Here is a 17,394-nt window from a genome sequence, read left to right as displayed (position 1 = left end):
CGGACGAGGTCTCGGGCGACGGTCATGCCGAATTGCTCGACGATGACGCGATCGAGATCACTTTCGCGTACCACAACGGCGATGAGGCCGTGCTGAAGGCCAAACCAGAGACTTCTTCAACAGCCTGCTAAACGCCCGACAACGCGGAGATGCGGGAGCCTTGCTCCTTTTCCGTTACGTGACCATAGGCGCGCAAAAAGGTGCGCACCGCATTTTGCGCCGAAACCTGCAACTCTTCGTCTGAAAGAACGCCGCCGAACAGGACGACCATTTGCATATCGGCATTGACCAGTGCCAAAAACTGGCGGGCAGCGAGATCGAAGTCGTCTATATCGAGGACGCCTTGATGATTGAGACGCGCGAAAAGTGCTGCAAGCGCCTTGGTCGTCTTGCACGGCCCTTGCTGGCGCCAGACTTCGAAGAGGTGCGGATAGCGATCACCCTCCTGCAGTACGAGCTTGCGCAGGAATTTTCCGTCATGGGTACACGTGCAGTTCTTGGTCAACCGAACTGCGAAAGCGGTCAGATCCTCCTGCAGGTTATCGCTGGTGTCGGGAAAGGTCGATAAAGTCGAAAACAGGACGGCGTTGACGCGTTTCATTACGTCTTCGACGACAGCCGTAAACAACGTCTCTTTCTCGTGGTAGTGATTATATACCGTCTGCCTGCTCACGCATGCTTCAGCCGCAATCTCATCTATGCAGGCGCCGGAGAAGCCCTCCCGGCAAAATACTTCTGCTGCTGCATCCAGGATTGAAACGCGTTTTGCGTATTGCCCACGTTTCGGGTGGTCGTCGGATTTGATGATGATATCGCTTGGGCTTTTCATGGAGTGAAGATAATGCGCATTGACGTTTTAGACAACAGTGTCTAATTTGACACGCGTGTCCAAGTTTTTGGACCAACGGTAAGACCATCGCACGGTTCTCCCAAGCCGGCGCGACGTTGCGACGGCCCACCATCGTTGCCCCTCTCTTGAAAGCCCTTGCGGCTTGGAAGCAATCCGGCTTCCGGACGCGGCACTTTCTGAAAGATCATTGCCATGCCCGCTTCATTTTTCCGCATTGCGCTTATCCTCGGCTTGCTTTCGGCCATCGGTCCTTTCGCCATCGACATGTATCTTCCGGCCTTGCCGTCGATCGGCAAGGATCTCGGCGCACCAGATAATGCCGTCCAGATGAGCCTGCTCGCCTTCTTCATTCCGTTCGCGATCTTTCAGCTGGTCTACGGGCCGCTGGCCGATATGTGGGGCCGTAAGGCGCCGCTCTACATGGGCATCGGCCTTTTTGCGGTCGCCAGCATCGGCTGCGCTACGGCAAGCAGTATCGAGACCTTGATTGCCTTCAGGTTCCTTCAGGGCATTGGCGGTGCGGCCGGCATGGTCGTCCCGCGCGCCATTGTCCGGGACATGCATACCGGCGTGCAGGCGGCACGGCTGATGTCGCTGTTGATGCTCGTGTTCAGCATTTCGCCGATCCTCGCCCCGCTCACAGGCAGCGCCGTCATCGCATTTTACGGCTGGCGCGGCGTCTTCTGGGCAGTGATGATCGCCGCCTTCATTGGATTGATCCTGTTGTCGACACAGTTGAGTGAAACCCGTTCCAAAGCGGATCGTTCGGAAAGTGGCTTTCGCAGTGCCATGGCGGCATATCGCCTTCTCCTGGGCGACCGGCATTTCCTGACGCTGACTTTCATCGGCGGCCTCGGCATTTCGGGCTTCCTCGTCTATCTCGCCAATTCGCCGTTTGTGCTGATCAACCACTACGGCCTCTCTCCGACGCAATACAGCTTTGCCTTCTCGATCAATGCGGTCTCTTTTTTCACAGTATCGCAGCTGACCGGCTGGCTCGGCGAACGCTTTGGACTGATTCGCGTCATGCGTGCCGCCGTATCTGGCTTCGCCTTCGCAATGGCCGCGATGGCAGTCGTCATGAGCCTCGGTTTTGATCAGCTTCCCGTCATGGCAGCCTTCCTGTTCATCGGCTATGGCTTTCTCGGCCTCGTCATCCCGACGACGGCGGTATTGGCACTTGAAGACCACGGCGCGATCGCAGGCACCGCCTCGGCGCTGATGGGGACGCTGCAGTTTGTGACCGCTGCGATCGCGATGGCCATCGCCGGCGTGTTCTTCGACGGAACAGCAGTGCCGATGGCAGTCGGGATTGCGCTCTGCGCAGTCGCAGCGCTTGTGCTGACCCAGTTGACCATAGGCCGCCGGCGCGCGGCGGAGGTGGAAGTTGCGGCGGAATAAGTACCATCTTGGCTCGACAGGTTTCTGTGGTTAGCGCATTATGGTTGTGAATGACGAGGATCATCTATTGTCACGCTCGCGCAAACCTCCAGCGCCTCCCCGTGCTTATGTCGAAGCTGTGAATAACGGCGAACATTTTCTGGCGCCGGATGCTCAAGGGAAGATCTGGCGTTTAGAAAATGCTGAAGCCATCGCCGAGATGAATCGCTTTGTCGAGCAACAAGGGTTGCCCCAGTCTAAGTGGCGACAATTCTAGGCATATTCGAATTCCCTAACCGGCGTTGTGCGGCGTGCAAATTTTGAGGGAGGGAAAGTATGCCATCGGCGAAAAAATCGACACTTCGGCCGATGCCTGCCGAGCCCGGCATCCTCAAATTCCTGCGCATTTGCGACGGCTTTTATCCAGCGGATGCGGTCGATGCATCGATCGGCCAGCAACGCCAGTGGTACGACGCGCTTTGCGCCCAGTTCGACCGGCCATTGCCCGATGGGATGACGGCCGAAGATGCGCTGATCGGTGCAATCCCGACAAGGCGCTATAAGCCCGCCAATCTCCGCACCAGGACCAAACTACTCTATCTGCATGGCGGCGGATTTGTCGTTGGTTCGCTATCGAGCCACCACGCAATCTGTGCCGAGATTTCCGATTTCGCAGGCGCAGAACTAGTCTCCGTAGACTACCGGCTCGCGCCCGAGCATGTCTGGCCGGCGCAAACCGATGACGCGTTCACCGTCCTCAAGCTCTTGCTCGGAGAAGGGCACAAGATTGTACTAGTCGGTGATAGCGCCGGTGGCAACCTGGCAGCCGGATTGGCGCTCAGGGCCCGCGACGAAGCGCTATCGGGCATTGTCGGTCAGGTGTTGGTTTACCCCGCGCTCGGCGGCGATCTGGTCTCCGGCTCCTATGAGGAAATGGCCGAGGCGCCAGGCCTGACCACCGCCGATACCGCCTATTACCGGGCGATCCTCAATGCGCCTGCCGACGAGCCGGTCGCGCATCCGCTCCTGACCAGATCCTGCGCCGGCCTGCCGCCCGCCTACATAACCGTCGCCCATTTCGATCCGTTGCGCGATGATGGCCGGAACTATGCCGGGCGGCTCGCGGCTGCCGGCGTCGAGGTGTGGTTCCGCGAGGAGCCGCAGATGGTCCACGCCTGGTTGCGCGCCCGCCACATGAGTGAGGGCGCGAGCGATGGCTTCCATGCTCTTTGCGTTGCCGTCAGCCGTTTCGCCGGAGCGACTTGATCATCACATCAGGTCGCGTGGAATGACCTTTTCATAGGTCTTTTCGAAGATCTTCGCGTCGCCTTCAAATGCGACCACGGATCCCGCGATCAGCCAATCGGCGGCCGTGCAGGCAATCGTCGCGGTGGCCACGGTGCGGACAAACCAGCCCGGTCGTTGCATGTCGCAGGTCCACACCGAGGTGCCCCTCATCGACAGCGGATCATCAGGTGAAATCGACCAGACTTCGTCGCGCAATTGCCGGGTCGAAAGGCCGGTACCGGGGTGTTCGAAAAGCCCGGTATCCTCGTAGATGCAATAGTCAGTTCGGTTGGCGGACATGTCGCGCACCACCTGCCGCCTGGTGGCGCCCGGTTTGTGCTCTTTGTATTTTGGCAGCGGATCGGAATTGTCTGGCTGCTTGACCTCGATCACGTTGTGGCTCCCAAGTTTTGGCATGGCAAGACCGAGGGAAGCGATGTCCAGCGACAGGCCGACATCGATCGGCGGCGGCAGGACCATCGGCCAGTATGATGTTGACAGCGACAGGCGGATGCGATGGCCCTTGCCGAAGCGATAGCCGCAGGCATCGAGCATGAGGCGGATATGCGTGGGCGCGCCCGGCGTCATCGGCTGCGGATGTTCGTTGCCATCGCGATGGGCAAGGTTCAGCACGCCAAAGGAGACGCGCGTCGCCGTTCCGTCGGGATGGATATCGACGAGGCGAGCGCAAAGATTGGCGAGTTCAGCCTCGGACCTCAAGGAAATCGTCAGGACCGGTTGGCCGAGATAGTCCTGCGCCTCCGTGAGGGGTGCCGTCTGAAAAGTCATCGAGCCGGCATCGTCACTGCGCTGGTCGATCGCCAGTTCGGCGTCGGGCTTGAGCGTGAACCATTCGCCTGACGCAGTCCCGGTATCGAGCGGGGATTTCAGATAGAGCAGGTGTTCCGGCGCGTGCGGTATCGGCATGCCCTCCATCAGCGAACCGAACTGCTCGACATAGAAGCACTGCATTTCCGGCTTCTGCCAGGTTTCCATCGCCAGCCAGAAGCCTGGATCGACGTCGCGGCGCGGCGCCGGTTTCGGCCCGTCCAGGATATAGGCGCGCACCTGCGGCAGATTTTCAACGCCGTTCTCCTCGCGGCGCAGCCAGCGGTTCCACCATGCGATCGCCTCGCCATGGAAATCGGCACGCGGTTTCGGCCAGGCGAAATGCGGATATTTATGGACCCATGGGCCGATCAGCGCTTTGGATTTGTCGCCGAGACCCTCGACGGCCTTCAGCGGCGTATTGCGATATCCGTCGGCCCAGCCGGCGATGACCAGTGCCGGCACCTCGACAGCGGAAAAATCCTCCGAGATCGAGCCGTGCTTCCAGAAGTCATCGCGACGCTGATGCTGCAGCCACTCCTCCATGAAGAACGGCTCGTTTTCCAACCGCTCCAACCACATCGCTTTCCACCGATCGCCGACAAGGGCCGGATCGGGTGCACGAGACTGGTAGGCAAGCATGGTGGCTGCCCAGGAGAGTTGTGCCGAGAGATGGCAGCCGTTCTTATAGTGGATGTCATCATTGTAGCGGTCGACAGTCGACGCGATCGAGATGATTGCCTTCAGGGCCGGCGGACGAAGTGCGGCTACCTGCAGGCAATTGAAGCCGCCCCAGGAAATGCCCATCATGCCGACTGACCCGTTCGACCAGGGCTGTCCGGCAATCCAGGCGATCAGTTCGCAGGCATTGGCGAGTTCGAGCTCGGTATATTCTCCATCGATGACGCCATCGGATTCGCCTGAGCCGCGAATATCGACGCGCACGCCGGCAATCCCGGCGGCGGCAAAGACGGGATAGGTGGATTCGTCACGCGGACTAGTGCCGTCGCGCTTTCGATAGGGCAGGAACTCGAACACCGCCGGTACCGGGTCCGCTTCGGCGCCATCCGGCATCCAGATACGAGCTGCAAGCCGCGTGCCGTCTTTCAGCGTGATCCATTGGTTGTCGGTGACGGAAAATTCTCGGTCTGTCATGGGCAAAATTTAGCTCTTGTTTAAAGTGTCGAACACCTGCCAAGCGAGTATTCGTCAGTTTGGTCGCTGCTTCCGCAGCCTTAATTCCCTGCGCTTGCCATCTTTCGCGTCGTCAGCACCTTCTCCAGCCAGCCGATTTCCATTTCCGGCACGGACTTTAAAAGCAGGTCGGTGTAATCGTCGAAGGGCGGCGACAGGACCTTGGATTTCGGTCCGAAACGCACCAGCTTGCCGCGATGCATGACCGCCACGCTGTCGGCGATCGCACGGACGATGGCGATGTCGTGGGTGATGAAGATATAGGAGATTTGCGTCTCTTCCTGCAGCCGCATCAAAAGGCTGAGGATGCCTTCCGCCACCAGCGGGTCGAGTGCCGAGGTCGGCTCGTCGCAGAGGATGAGCTCGGGATTGGCGGCAAGCGCCCTTGCTATTGCAACGCGTTGTTTCTGGCCGCCGGACAGCTCAGCCGGATATCGGTCGACGAAGCCCTTGCCCATCTCGATCTGTTCGAGCAGTTCCTTGACGCGCGCCGTCTTTGCCGCGCCACGGAGACCATAATAGAAGGTGAGGGGCCGGCCGATGATCTCGCGCACTGTCTGGCGCGGGTTCATTGCCGTGTCGGCCATCTGATAGATCAGCTGGATTCGTCGAAGGTCGTCGTTCGAACGGCCCTTCAATGCCGGCGAGAGTGCTTTGCCGGCAAAGGTGATCTTGCCTTGCTGCGGCGGCAGCAGGCCGGTGATGACGCGGGCAAGCGTCGACTTGCCGGAGCCGGACTCGCCGACAACCGCCAACGTCTGTCCTTTCGGCACATGCAGCGAGACATCGAACAGCACCTTGAAGCCATTGGAATAGCCTGCGGTGACGTTTTCTACCTTCAATAGGGAATCCGTCTGATCGGACGCTTCCTTGCGCGTTGCTTGTCGAACATTGACCAGCGCCTGCGTATAAGCTTCCCGCGGAGCTTCGATGATCTGTTGGGCGCTGCCATATTCGACCATTTTGCCGTAACGCAGCACCATGATGTCGTCGGAAATCTGGGCAACCACCGCAAGGTCATGCGTAATATAGAGAGCGGCGGTGTTCGTCTCCTCAATCGCATGTTTGATCGCAGCGAGGACATCGATCTGCGTCGTTACATCGAGTGCGGTCGTCGGTTCGTCGAAAACGATCAGCTCCGGGTTCGAACAAAGCGCCATTGCCGTCATGGCACGTTGGAGCTGGCCGCCGGAGACCTGGTGCGGGTAGCGCTCGCCGAAGCTTTCAGGGTTCGGCAGGCCGAGAACCCGGAAGAGATAGAGCGCCCGGGCGTTGGCCTCTTCCTTCGTCATCAGGCCATGTTTCACCGAGGCTTCGATCACCTGGCTCCCCAGCCGATGGGCCGGGTTGAATGCCGCTGCTGCCGATTGCGCGACATAGCAGACCCTGGCGCCACGGACCTTGCGGATGCCGGATTTACCGAGTGGCAAGAGATCGTCGCCGTCAAGCAGCACTTGCCCGCCGGTGATTTCCGCGCCGCCGCGGCCGTAGGCCAAGGCAGAAAGGCCGATGGTCGATTTGCCGGCGCCGGACTCACCGATCAGGCCAAGCACCTTGCCCTTGTGCAGATCGAAGGAGACGCCGTCGACGATGGTGACGCGTTTTGGCGGCTCGCCCGGTGGATAGCTGGTGGCCTCGATTTTGAGGTCGCGGACAGAAAGAAGCTCAGGCATCGCCACGTCCTCCCTTGAGGCTGGAGGTTCGCTTCAAGAGCCAGTCGACCACCAGATTGACACAGATGGCAAGCGCCGCGATCGCGCCGCCCGGAACAAGCGCTGCAGAAATGCCAAAGATGATGCCGTCCTTGTTGTCCTTGACCATCCCGCCCCAGTCGGCCGCCGGCGGCTGGATGCCGAGACCGAGGAAGGAGAGGGTAGAGAGGAACAGGATGGCGAAAGCGAAGCGCAGGCCGAATTCGGCAAGCAACGGCGACAGCGTATTCGGCAGAATCTCGCGGAAGATGATCCAAATCGTGCCTTCGCCGCGAAGCTTGGCTGCCTCCACGAATTCCATCACGGCGACGTCAAGCGCGACGGCTCGGCCGAGCCGGTAGACGCGGGTGGAGTCGAGAACGGCCATGACCAGGATCAGCACGATCAGGTTTTGCGGCAGCACCGCGAGCACCACCAGTGCGAAGATCAGCGTCGGGATCGACATCATCAGATCGTTGAAGCGCGAGAGCACCGCGTCGATCATCCCGCGGGACACCGCTGCGGTGAAGCTCAGAATGATGCCGAGCGAGAACGAGATCAGCGTCGCGCCAAGCGCCACGAACAATGTCGTCCGGGCGCCATAGATCAGCCGCGATAGGATGTCGCGGCCGAGATTGTCGAGACCGAAGAAATACTGGTTGTCTGCCGGCGCCCAGACATCGCCGACGACCTGGGTCTCGCCGTAGGGTGCAAGCCAAGGCGCAAAGATGGCGCAGATGGCTGCGACAAGAATGCCGATGATGCCGACCCAGGCCGTGATGGGGATATCTCTCAATCTCATCGCGGATGCCTCAGCCGTGGGTTGGCGACAATGGCGAGGATATCGGCCACCATGTTGAGCAGGATATAGACGGCCGCGAAGATCAGGCCGCAGGCCTGAACGACCGGCATGTCACGCACCGTCACGGCATCGACCATATACTGGCCCATGCCGGGATAGACAAAGACCACCTCGACGACGACAACGCCGACGACGAGATAGGCGAGGTTAAGCGCAATGACGTTGATGATCGGCGCTAGCGCATTGGGTGCCGCGTGCTTGACGATCGCCCGTGCGGCACTGAGGCCCTTGAGTTCGGCAGTCTCCATATAGGCCGACGACATGACAGAGAGGATCGCAGCACGTGTCATCCGCATCATGTGGGCGAGGACAACGAGCACCAACGTCGCGGTCGGGAGCGCGATGGCCTTCAACCGATCGGCGAAATCCATGTCGGCGTAGACCGTCGCCGGAAAGGTCGCGACGCCGAACTTCACGGCGAAGAACAGGATCAGCAGATAGCCGATAAAGAACTCCGGCAGCGAGATTGCCGCGAGCGAGACGACGTTGATGATCTTGTCCGGTAATCGATTGCGGAAATGGACGGACAGCATCCCAAGCCCGACGGCTAGCGGCACCGAAATGATCGCGGCGAAGCCGGCGAGGAAGAGCGAGTTCCCGAGCCGATTACCGATTTGCTCGCTCACCGAGTTCTTGCTCGCCCAGGACGTGCCGAAATCGCCGCGAACCGCATTGCCGAGCCATTCGACGTAGCGCGTGGTGATCGGCCGGTTCAGGCCAAGTTCCTGCCGGATGTTCGCCACCGCCTGCGGTGTCGCCGACTGGCCGAGGTAGGTTGTGGCGAAGTCGCCGGGCAGGGCCTCGAGACCGCCGAAGATCAGGACCGATACGGCAAACAATAGAACCAGGCTTAGAACCAGCCGCTCGACGATCAGCGCCAGCAGTGGAAAGCGCTCTCGGAAGTTCCTCCCGGGCAAGCCTTCGGTTTCGATGGAATTGGACATGGGAAGGGCGCCTCGCTCTGAGAAAAATGGGCAAGGACCGCGGGCGCTATACCCGCGGTCCAGACCTCAGTTCTACGGGCGGCAAACAGCCGCCGGTTCAGGCATTAGGCGTCCAGCCAGACGCGTGTGGCGACATAGCCGTTCGACATATCGTTACCGATGTCGTGGACGTAGCCCTTCACCTTCTTGCTGCAGGCGTTCACGAAGTCGTTGAACATCGGCAGGATGACGCCACCCTCGTCGCGCACCATCATCGCCATGTCGCGATAGAGTTCCTTGCGCTTTTTCTCGTCAAGTTCCGAGCGGGCCTGTAGCAGGAGCTTGTCGAAATCCGGACGCTTGAAGCGGGTGTCGTTCCAGTCGGCGGTGGAGAGATAGGCGGTCGAATACATCTGGTCCTGGGTCGGACGGCCGCCCCAATAGGATGTCGAGAACGGCTGGACGTTCCAGACATTGGTCCAGTAGCCGTCGCCCGGCTCGCGCTTGACCTCGATGTTGATGCCGGCCTTCTTGGCGCTCTCCTGATAAAGGACAGCCGCGTCGACGGCGCCGGGGAAGGCGACTTCCGACGTGCGCAGCAGGACAGAGCCGTCATGGCCAGATTTCTTGTAGTGGAACGCCGCCTTGTCGGGATCGTAACTGCGCTGTTCGATGCCTTCAGGAAACAGGGCATATGTGCTGTTGATCGGGAAGTCGTTGCCGACCTTGCCGTAGCCCCCGAGGATCTTCTTCACCATCGTCTCGCGGTCCATGGCGTATTTAAGCGCCAGGCGCAGATCGTTGTTGTCGAAGGGTGCCGTGTTGCAATGCATGATGAAGACATAGTGGCCGCGGCCCGCTGTCGAGAGAATGTCGACGGTAGGGGCACGCTTCAGCATGGAGACGGTCTTAGGGTCAACGCGGTTGATATAGTGGACCTGGCCGGAGGAGAGCGCGGCAATACGAGCTGTTGCGTCGTTCATGGCGATGATTTCGACACTGTCGACATAGCCGCGGTCGGTGCGCCAGTCGTCCTTGTTCTTTTCGAAGGTGGCGCGCACGCCCGCCTCAAAGCTTGCCATCTTATAGGGGCCGGTCCCGATGCCGGCATTCGGGTCATCGATGCCGCCGTTCGGCTGGATGACCAGATGGTAGTCGCTCAAAAGCAGCGGCATGTCGGCATTGCCCTCGGTCAGCGTGACCACGAGGTTATTGCCGTCGGCCTTGATATCCTTGACCGACTTCATGACACCCAAGGCGCCGGATTCCGATTTCGGATCTGTATGGCGCTTCAACGTGGCGATGACGTCGTCGATCGTCATGTCCTTGCCGTTGTGAAACTTGACGCCCTTGCGAATCTTGAAGGTCCAGGTGACGGCGTCCTTTGACGGCTCCCAGGATTCAGCAAGCGCCGGGACAGGGGCGCCGGTCAGGGGATCGGATTCGACCAGCATGTCGCCCCAGCAGCGGCCGACGACGAACATGAACTGCGACAGATCCTTGGCGGGATCCTTGCTATCAGTCGCAGCAGCGCCTTCGAGGCCGAGCTTCAGATGCCCGCCCTTCTTCGGCGTCTCAGCAGCTGTTGCACTTGCGGCAAACAGCGTATCGGCGGCGGCGAGCGTCAGGCCGGCGGCCATGGCGCGGCCCATGAATTCGCGGCGGTTCATGCCTCCGGCAGTCAACTGGCCGGTCAGATATTTGGTGTAGTCGCTCATTCCCTGTTCCTCTTCTCTGGTTTGGTATTTTTCTTCACATGCCGGCTGCCGTTTTCGGCTTTTGTTTTCCCGGGATGCTTGCTCCTCATCGACGAACTATACGGAGATATCAGCCAATTCAAAGTGTTGATCGACCTCCGCTGCAATTTCTTCCAGCCATTCGCTGGGTCTCATTTTCCTTTCCATACCGGGTCCCTCTTCTCCGCGAATGCCTTTGCGCCTTCGCGCTGGTCTTCGCTGGAATAGAGGATGTCTACGGATTTGAACTGGCGTTTTGTCACCTTGTTCATCGTGGTGGAAAAGTCGCGGCCCTCGGCCTCGCGGACGATCTCCTTGATCGCCGCATAGACAAGGGGGGGCCCGGTTTCGATCAGACGAGCGAGTTCCCATGCCCGCCCCATCAGATTTTCGGACGATACGACCTCGTTGACGAAGCCCCACCGATGCGCCTCTCGTGCATCCAACCAGCGGCCGGTCAGGAGCATGTCCATGGCGATATGATAGGGAATGCGTTTCGGCAGCTTGATCGAGGCGGCGTCGGCAACCGTGCCTGAGCGGATTTCCGGCAAAGCGAAAGTCGCGTGCTCAGCGGCGATGATCATATCCGCAGATAGCGCGATCTCCAAGCCCCCGCCGCAACAGATGCCGTTGATTGCGGCAATGACCGGCTTGTTCAGATCGCGCAATTCCTGCAGTCCACCGAAGCCACCGACCCCATAGTCGCCATCGACAGCATCTCCAGCGGCCGCAGCTTTCAAGTCCCATCCCGCCGAAAAGAATTTATCGCCGGCGGCGGTGATGATGGCGACCCGCAGGTCGGAGTCGTCGCGAAAGTCGCGGAAGATTTCGCCCATGAGGCGGCTGGTGGCAAGATCGATGGCGTTGGCCTTCGGTCGGTCGATGATGACCTCGAATATGCCGCCGACGCGCCTGGAGCGAATGGGGCCGTTCAACGCACGCTACCTCCTTCGCCTGATCAGAGCGTCCGCCGCGATAACGCCATTGCCGTCGCGCAGAACCATCAACGGATTAATGTCTAGTTCTTCCAGCTTCGCAGCCGTTGCAACGACATAATTTGCCGCTGATGCGACGGCCATCGCGAGCGCGCGTCGGTCGCCCTTTGGTCTGCCGCGGTAGCCATCGAGCAATGTGCTGATTTTCAGGCGCGAAATGGCGAGGAATATGTCTTCCATCGTCGCAGGAAGAACCAAAATTACAGAATCTTCAAGCAGTTCTACAAAAATTCCACCTGCGCCGATCGTGAGAAAAAGACCGGCTATCGGATCGCGCGTCGCACCGATGATCAGCTCAACAACCGGTTTTTCGACCATCGCCTCGACGAGATATCCCGACGCAATCGCGCTCATCGCTTGCGCAGCCGCCCGAACTTCGTCCGCGCTTGCAAGGTTCAGTGCAACAGCGCCGGCCTCGGTCTTATGGGCTATACCGAGCCCTTTCAACGCCACGGGAAAACCGATGTCGACAGCAATGCCTGCGGCCTCTTCGGGTGTATGGGCCGATTTTCCTTCTGGAATCCGCAGTCCAAAGGCCGCAAGCTCCGCCTTTGCCTCGGCTTCCGTCAACACAACGCTGTCACCGTCGCTAAGTGCTACGTCGAGCAACGGTGGCGGCAATGCGCGTTCCCAGGCCTTGCCGATCGCCGCTGCGATTTCGGCGGCAGCCAGCGCTTCGGCAATCCCGCTGAGCGGAACGATGCCTTCGTCCATCAGTCGACCGGCAATCTCTTCCGGCATGTTTTCGGCGAGCGTGGCGACCACGCCAGCGCGCGCTCCCGACGTCTTGGCTGCGGCAATGACCGCGTCCGCCGTCGTCATCCAGTCGGCGCCGTTGCACCGATCCGCACGCGGGAAATCAAGAACGAGCAGGTTCAGCCCATAGTCGCCGGAGAACATGGCGCTGAAAGCCTCTGTCTGGCGGGCAAGGTCGCCCCAGACGAAAGTATGGTAATCGAGCGGGTTGGCGAGTGTCACCATCTCTCCGAGCGAGCGGCGCAGGGCCGGCAATTGCTCCTGCTTCAACGCGCGAAACTCGACGGCCCGACCGACGCCGGCATCAGCCATCAACGAGGCTTCCCCTCCAGAGCAGCTCATCGACGCAATAGCATTGCTGGTGAGCGGACCTCCCAGATGCAGAAGCTTCAACACTTCGATCAGCTCGGGGAGTGTGGCAACACGGCCGATACCGAGGCGTTCCAGCAATGCGGAAGAGACGGCGTCGCTCCCCGCAAGCGAGGCGGTATGCGAAATTGTTGCCTGCCGCGCCGCCTCTGATCGGCCGACCTTCAACACCACCACTGGCTTTCGAAGCACATGAGCGCGGACAGCGAGCCTTTGCAAGGCAGCGAGGCTGTCGAAACCTTCGACATGAAGGCCGACTGCGGTGACGCGGGGATCTTCAAGCACCGCGATCGCAATATCGCAAATGCCGATCTGGGCCTGATTGCCGGCTGTCATCAGATAGGCGATTGGCAGGCCGCGGGTCTGCATCGAAAGATTGAGTGCGATATTCGAAGACTGCGTCAGGATGGCGACGCCGTTTTCGACGCGGATCAGGCCATGCTGGTCCGGCCAGAGCAGTGCACCATCGAGCGCGTTGACGAGGCCATAGCAGTTCGGCCCGATGATCGGCATTTCCCCGGCCGCCTCGACAAGTGCCGCCTGCAGGTCGCCACCATCGGCCAGTTCGCTGATCGCTTCGAGAAATCCTGAGGCATAGCAGACCGCGCCGCCGGCTCCGCGCGACGAAAGCTCTCTGGCGATATCGACGGTCAGCAGCCGGTTGACCCCGACAAAGGAAGCGTCCGGCGCCCTGGGCAGATCGGCGATCGAGCGGTAACATTTGTGTCCCAGCACCTCGTCGAGCTTTGGGTGCACAGGCCATATCTCGCCAGAAAAGCCCATCCGGTCGCATTGCTCGATCACCCGACGCGCTTCCTTGCCGCCGAAGACGGCGATCGATTGCGGTCTGATGAGACGATCGAGCGAGCGTCGAGCCATCAGGTCATGCTCCGAACGGCCGCAAGAGATCGCGACTGATGATGTGGCGATGGATTTCGGAGGTGCCGTCCCATATGCGCTCGACGCGGGCATCGCGCCAGAAACGGGCAAGCGGCAAATCGTCCATCAGGCCCATGCCGCCGAAGATCTGGATCGCCTCGTCGGTGACGCTTGCCAGCATTTCCGTGGCAAACAGCTTGGCGGATGAAATCTCGCGATTTGACGGCAGGCCCTGATCGAGCCGCCAGGCGGCAGCGAGCGTCATCCACTCGGCGGCGTCAATCTCGGTGATCATGTCGGCGAGCTTGAAGGAAACACCCTGATTGGCGCCGATCGGCTTGCCGAACTGCTTACGCTCGGCGGCATAGGCGAGCGCCAGATCAAAGGCTCGCCTCGCCCGCCCGACACAGGTCGCCGCAACGGTCAGTCGCGTTCCGCTCAGCCATCGGTTGGCGATCTCGAAGCCCTTGTGGACTTCGCCCAGCACTTGGCTGGCGGGCAGGCGGCAATCGGTGAAGGTCAGGATGCTATTGTGATAACCCCGATGGGAGACCGACTCGTAGCCCTTGCGAATCTCAAACCCCGGCGTATCGCGATCCACCAGGAAGGCTGTGATCTTCTTCTTCGGTCCCTTGAAGGTCGTCTCCTCGCCGGTTGCGGCAAAGACGATGATGAAGTCGGCGATATCGGCGTGAGAGATAAAGTGCTTCGTTCCGTTCAGGACCCAGTCCGTGCCGTCCGGTCGTGCAGCACATTTCATGCCGCGCATATCAGAACCGGCGTCCGGCTCGGTGATCGCCAGTGCGTCGAACTTCTCACCACGTACCGCAGGGATCAGGTACTTGTCGCGCTGCTCGCCCTCGCAGGCCATCAATATACCAGAGGGGCGTCCGAAATAGACCGTGAGGCCGAGCGAGCCGCGACCAAGCTCGCGCTCGACCAGCGTAAACGTCAAATGGTCGAGCCCGGCGCCGCCGACGGCTTCGGGGAAATTGCAGGCGAAGAAGCCGAGATCGATGCACTTGCTCTTGATGTTTTCACCGAGCTCGCGCGGCACGATCCCTGTGCGCTCGACCTCGTTCTCATGCGGATATATCTCGGTTTCGACGAAGTCTCGGACCGTCTTGACGATCATTTCCTGTTCTTCGCTAAGGCCGAAATTCATGGGCTGCTCCTCCTAGCGCTTCTGTCCGACATGCCGCCCGGCGCCCTCCGGAATGGCAAGTTTGGCATGGCCTGCGGCAATCGCGTTCACCTTCACCAATACCTCCGCGGGAGCGGTAACGGCTTTTCCCTGCTTCGAATCCACATGCAGCAGCATCTGTTCGGCGGTGGCGATCGTCTCGCCGGTCTCAGTATCGTAGAGCGCGTGGAACAGCTGCAGCCGCTTTTCGTCCGCTGACAGGATCTGGCAAGTTGAATGGATCGCCTGTCCGAGCTTGGCCTCGCCGAGATGGCGGATGTGGGTTTCGACCGTATAGTAGCTGTGGCCGGCTTCCACATAAGCAAGATCGACGCCGATGAGCCGCAGCAGCGCATCGGACGTGTCACCGAAGACCTGGAGGTAACGGTGTTCCGTCATATGGCCGTTATAGTCGACCCAGGCGGGGCTGACCTTCGTCTCGATCAGGCGCAGTGGCTGCGAGGTATCACGCGGTGTCTCCGGGTTGCCGCCATCAGCCCAGAGCGTTGCCTCAAAATCCTTCAGTAGCTTGCCCGCGCCCCAGCCCTTGCCGCCGTCGCTGCCCTTCAGCGTCTGCAGTATGCCGACCAGGTTTTCGTCGCGGATGCGTTCGAGTTCGCGGATGGACCGGCCGTCAGCTTGCTCGTCTGATTGCTGGCCGATTTTTTCGACCAGCGCATCGTCGAGATCGACGACGTCGGTAAGTTTTGTCCAAGGCCAGGCCAGGCACGGGCCGAACTGTGCAAGGAAATGGCGCATGCCGGCTTCGCCGCCGGCGATGCGGTAGGTCTGGAAAAGGCCCATCTGCGCCCAACGCAGACCGAAGGAGTAGCGAATGACATCGTCCAGCGTCTCGACGGTGCAGATATCGTCGTGGATCAGCCAAAGGGCCTCGCGCCACAGCGCTTCCAGCAGCCGATCGCCGACAAAGGCCTCGATCTCCTTGGCGATATGAACGCCCTTCATGCCAATCGGCACCAGCCTGTCCATCGCGGCCTTGATCGTCGCGGCGGAGGTCTTTTCGCCGCCGACGATCTCGACCAGCGGCAGCAGGTAAACCGGATTGTAAGGGTGGGCGACAAACAGTCGCTCAGGATGTCGCATGTCGCGCTGCAGCTCTGTCGGCAGCAGGCCCGATGTCGAAGAGCCGATCAGCGCGTCCGGCCGGGCAGCCGCGTCGATCTGGTTAAGCACGCCACGCTTGAGATCGAGCCGCTCCGGCACGCTTTCCTGGATCCAGTCGGCATCGGCAACGGCCGCCTCGATGGTCGTCGTGAATGCCAGTTTGCCCCGGGGAGGAAGTGGCGCGCCGGTCAGCATGGCGTAGGCCTTCTCCGCATTCGCCAACACTTCTCCGACAATCCGCTGCGATTCCGGATGCGGATCGAACACCTTGACGTCGATGCCGGCCAAAAGGAAACGCGCGATCCATCCGCCGCCGATAACGCCGCCGCCGACACAGGCGGCTCTGTTGATCCTCGTCATGGCCACCTCAGCGCTTCGTCAATTTCAGTTTCTTGCGGACATCTTCCGGCCCGATTATGCGGGCGCCCATGCCTTCGATGACGGTCACCGCCTTTTCCACCAGCTGCGCGTTGGTCGCCAGCATGCCCTTGCCGGCATAGAGATTGTCCTCGAGCCCGACGCGGACGTTACCACCGGCAAGGACTGCCGCTGCTGGATAGGCAAGTGCGTTGCGGCCGATCGAGAACGCCGAGAAGGTCCAGCTCGATGGCACGTTATTGACCATCGCCACGAAGGTGTTGAGATCGTCGGGCGCACCCCAGGGAATGCCCATGCAGAGCTGGATCAGCACCGGGTCCTCGATCAATCCTTCCTCGGCCAGCTGCTTGGCGAACCAGAGGTGGCCGGTGTCGAATGCCTCGATTTCGGGGCGGACGCCGAGGTCCGTCATCTTCTTCGCCATGGCGCGCAACATGCCTGGCGTGTTGGTCATGACGTAGTCGCCAAGGCTGAAGTTCATCGTGCCGCAATCGAGCGTGCAGATTTCCGGCAGGCATTCGGCAACGTGGCTGACGCGTTCGGAAGCGCCGGCCATATCCGTGCCCTTGGGGTTCAAGGGGAGGGGGCTTTCGACATCACCGAAGATGAGATCGCCGCCCATGCCGGCGGTGAGGTTGAGAACCACGTCGATATCGGCGGAGCGGATACGATCGGTAACTTCGCGGTAAAGGTCATTGCGGCGGCTGGCGGCACCCGTCTCGGGGTCGCGCACGTGGCAATGGACGACAGCGGCCCCGGCCTTGGCAGCATCGATCGCGGAATCGGCGATCTGCTTCGGCGTGATCGGAACGTGGCCGGATCGGGACGTCGTATCGCCAGCCCCAGTGACAGCACAGGTGATGAAAACGTCGCGGTTCATCGCAAGAGGCATCTTGTTCTCCCTCGTTTCCGACATTACGAGGCAATCGGCGCCAGATTGCTTTGCATTTATGGATGC

At 60.5% G+C, this 17,394-nt stretch carries 13 protein-coding genes and 1 pseudogene; 3 read left to right on the top strand and 11 right to left on the bottom strand.

The window, feature by feature from the left end; genetic code table 11:
• Nucleotides 1–127: 127 nt before the first annotated feature.
• Nucleotides 128–864, bottom strand: a pseudogene (locus CPY51_RS22015) (TetR/AcrR family transcriptional regulator C-terminal domain-containing protein).
• A gap of 178 nt (nucleotides 865–1,042) precedes the next feature.
• Between CPY51_RS22015 and CPY51_RS22010 the strand changes: the two are divergent.
• Genes CPY51_RS22010 through CPY51_RS22000 form a run of 3 tightly spaced genes read left to right on the top strand, consistent with a single transcriptional unit; the run spans nucleotide 1,043 to nucleotide 3,496 of the window.
• Nucleotides 1,043–2,251, top strand: coding sequence for a multidrug effflux MFS transporter (locus CPY51_RS22010; protein ID WP_111162378.1), 1,209 nt, complete (start codon nucleotides 1,043–1,045; stop codon nucleotides 2,249–2,251).
• 40 nt (nucleotides 2,252–2,291) lie between these two features.
• The gene (locus CPY51_RS22005) at nucleotides 2,292–2,507 is read left to right on the top strand and encodes a type II toxin-antitoxin system CcdA family antitoxin (RefSeq protein WP_111162377.1); all 216 of its coding nucleotides are present in this window, start codon (nucleotides 2,292–2,294) and stop codon (nucleotides 2,505–2,507) included.
• Between the two features lie 59 nt (nucleotides 2,508–2,566).
• Complete coding sequence (locus CPY51_RS22000) at nucleotides 2,567–3,496, top strand: alpha/beta hydrolase (protein ID WP_244598750.1); 930 nt, start codon at nucleotides 2,567–2,569, stop codon at nucleotides 3,494–3,496.
• Between the two features lie 3 nt (nucleotides 3,497–3,499).
• On the opposite strand, the gene CPY51_RS21995 is transcribed toward CPY51_RS22000, so the two are convergent.
• From CPY51_RS21995 to bcoG, 10 genes are all read right to left on the bottom strand, one after another.
• Complete coding sequence (locus CPY51_RS21995) at nucleotides 3,500–5,500, bottom strand: CocE/NonD family hydrolase (RefSeq protein ID WP_111162376.1); 2,001 nt, start codon at nucleotides 5,498–5,500, stop codon at nucleotides 3,500–3,502.
• Between the two features lie 80 nt (nucleotides 5,501–5,580).
• The gene (locus CPY51_RS21990; protein ID WP_111162375.1) at nucleotides 5,581–7,212 is read right to left on the bottom strand and encodes an ABC transporter ATP-binding protein; all 1,632 of its coding nucleotides are present in this window, start codon (nucleotides 7,210–7,212) and stop codon (nucleotides 5,581–5,583) included.
• The gene (locus CPY51_RS21985) at nucleotides 7,205–8,032 is read right to left on the bottom strand and encodes an ABC transporter permease (RefSeq protein ID WP_111162374.1); all 828 of its coding nucleotides are present in this window, start codon (nucleotides 8,030–8,032) and stop codon (nucleotides 7,205–7,207) included. The genes CPY51_RS21990 and CPY51_RS21985 overlap by 8 nt, the downstream gene beginning before the upstream one ends.
• A complete protein-coding gene (locus CPY51_RS21980; protein ID WP_111162373.1) occupies nucleotides 8,029–9,036 on the bottom strand; it encodes an ABC transporter permease in 1,008 nt (335 codons plus the stop codon). Before CPY51_RS21980 ends, CPY51_RS21985 begins: the two co-directional genes overlap by 4 nt.
• A gap of 104 nt (nucleotides 9,037–9,140) precedes the next feature.
• The gene (locus CPY51_RS21975) at nucleotides 9,141–10,733 is read right to left on the bottom strand and encodes an ABC transporter substrate-binding protein (RefSeq protein ID WP_111162372.1); all 1,593 of its coding nucleotides are present in this window, start codon (nucleotides 10,731–10,733) and stop codon (nucleotides 9,141–9,143) included.
• A gap of 170 nt (nucleotides 10,734–10,903) precedes the next feature.
• Complete coding sequence (locus tag CPY51_RS21970) at nucleotides 10,904–11,686, bottom strand: carnitinyl-CoA dehydratase (protein WP_111162371.1); 783 nt, start codon at nucleotides 11,684–11,686, stop codon at nucleotides 10,904–10,906.
• A gap of 6 nt (nucleotides 11,687–11,692) precedes the next feature.
• On the bottom strand, nucleotides 11,693–13,750 hold the full coding sequence (locus tag CPY51_RS21965) for an acetate--CoA ligase family protein (protein ID WP_111162370.1): 2,058 nt from the start codon (nucleotides 13,748–13,750) through the stop codon (nucleotides 11,693–11,695).
• A gap of 4 nt (nucleotides 13,751–13,754) precedes the next feature.
• Nucleotides 13,755–14,915: an acyl-CoA dehydrogenase family protein gene (locus CPY51_RS21960; protein ID WP_111162369.1), complete on the bottom strand. Its 1,161-nt coding sequence runs from the start codon at nucleotides 14,913–14,915 to the stop codon at nucleotides 13,755–13,757.
• Nucleotides 14,916–14,927: 12 nt separating this feature from the next.
• Nucleotides 14,928–16,418 carry a carnitine 3-dehydrogenase gene (locus tag CPY51_RS21955; RefSeq protein WP_111162368.1) on the bottom strand — a complete coding sequence of 497 codons (1,491 nt, stop codon included), beginning with the start codon at nucleotides 16,416–16,418 and terminating at the stop codon, nucleotides 14,928–14,930.
• Between the two features lie 7 nt (nucleotides 16,419–16,425).
• Nucleotides 16,426–17,328 (bottom strand): 3-dehydrocarnitine:acetyl-CoA trimethylamine transferase BcoG, encoded by a 903-nt coding sequence (gene bcoG, locus CPY51_RS21950; RefSeq protein ID WP_111162367.1) that lies wholly within the window; start codon nucleotides 17,326–17,328, stop codon nucleotides 16,426–16,428.
• Nucleotides 17,329–17,394 lie beyond the last annotated feature (66 nt).

The sequence above is a fragment of the Arminella tubonensis genome (assembly GCF_003240585.1).
Taxonomy (GTDB): Bacteria; Pseudomonadota; Alphaproteobacteria; order Rhizobiales; family Rhizobiaceae; genus Rhizobium; species Rhizobium tubonense.
The sequence above is the reverse complement of the archived record's forward strand: the minus strand, read 5'-3'. Positions and strand labels throughout refer to the sequence as shown.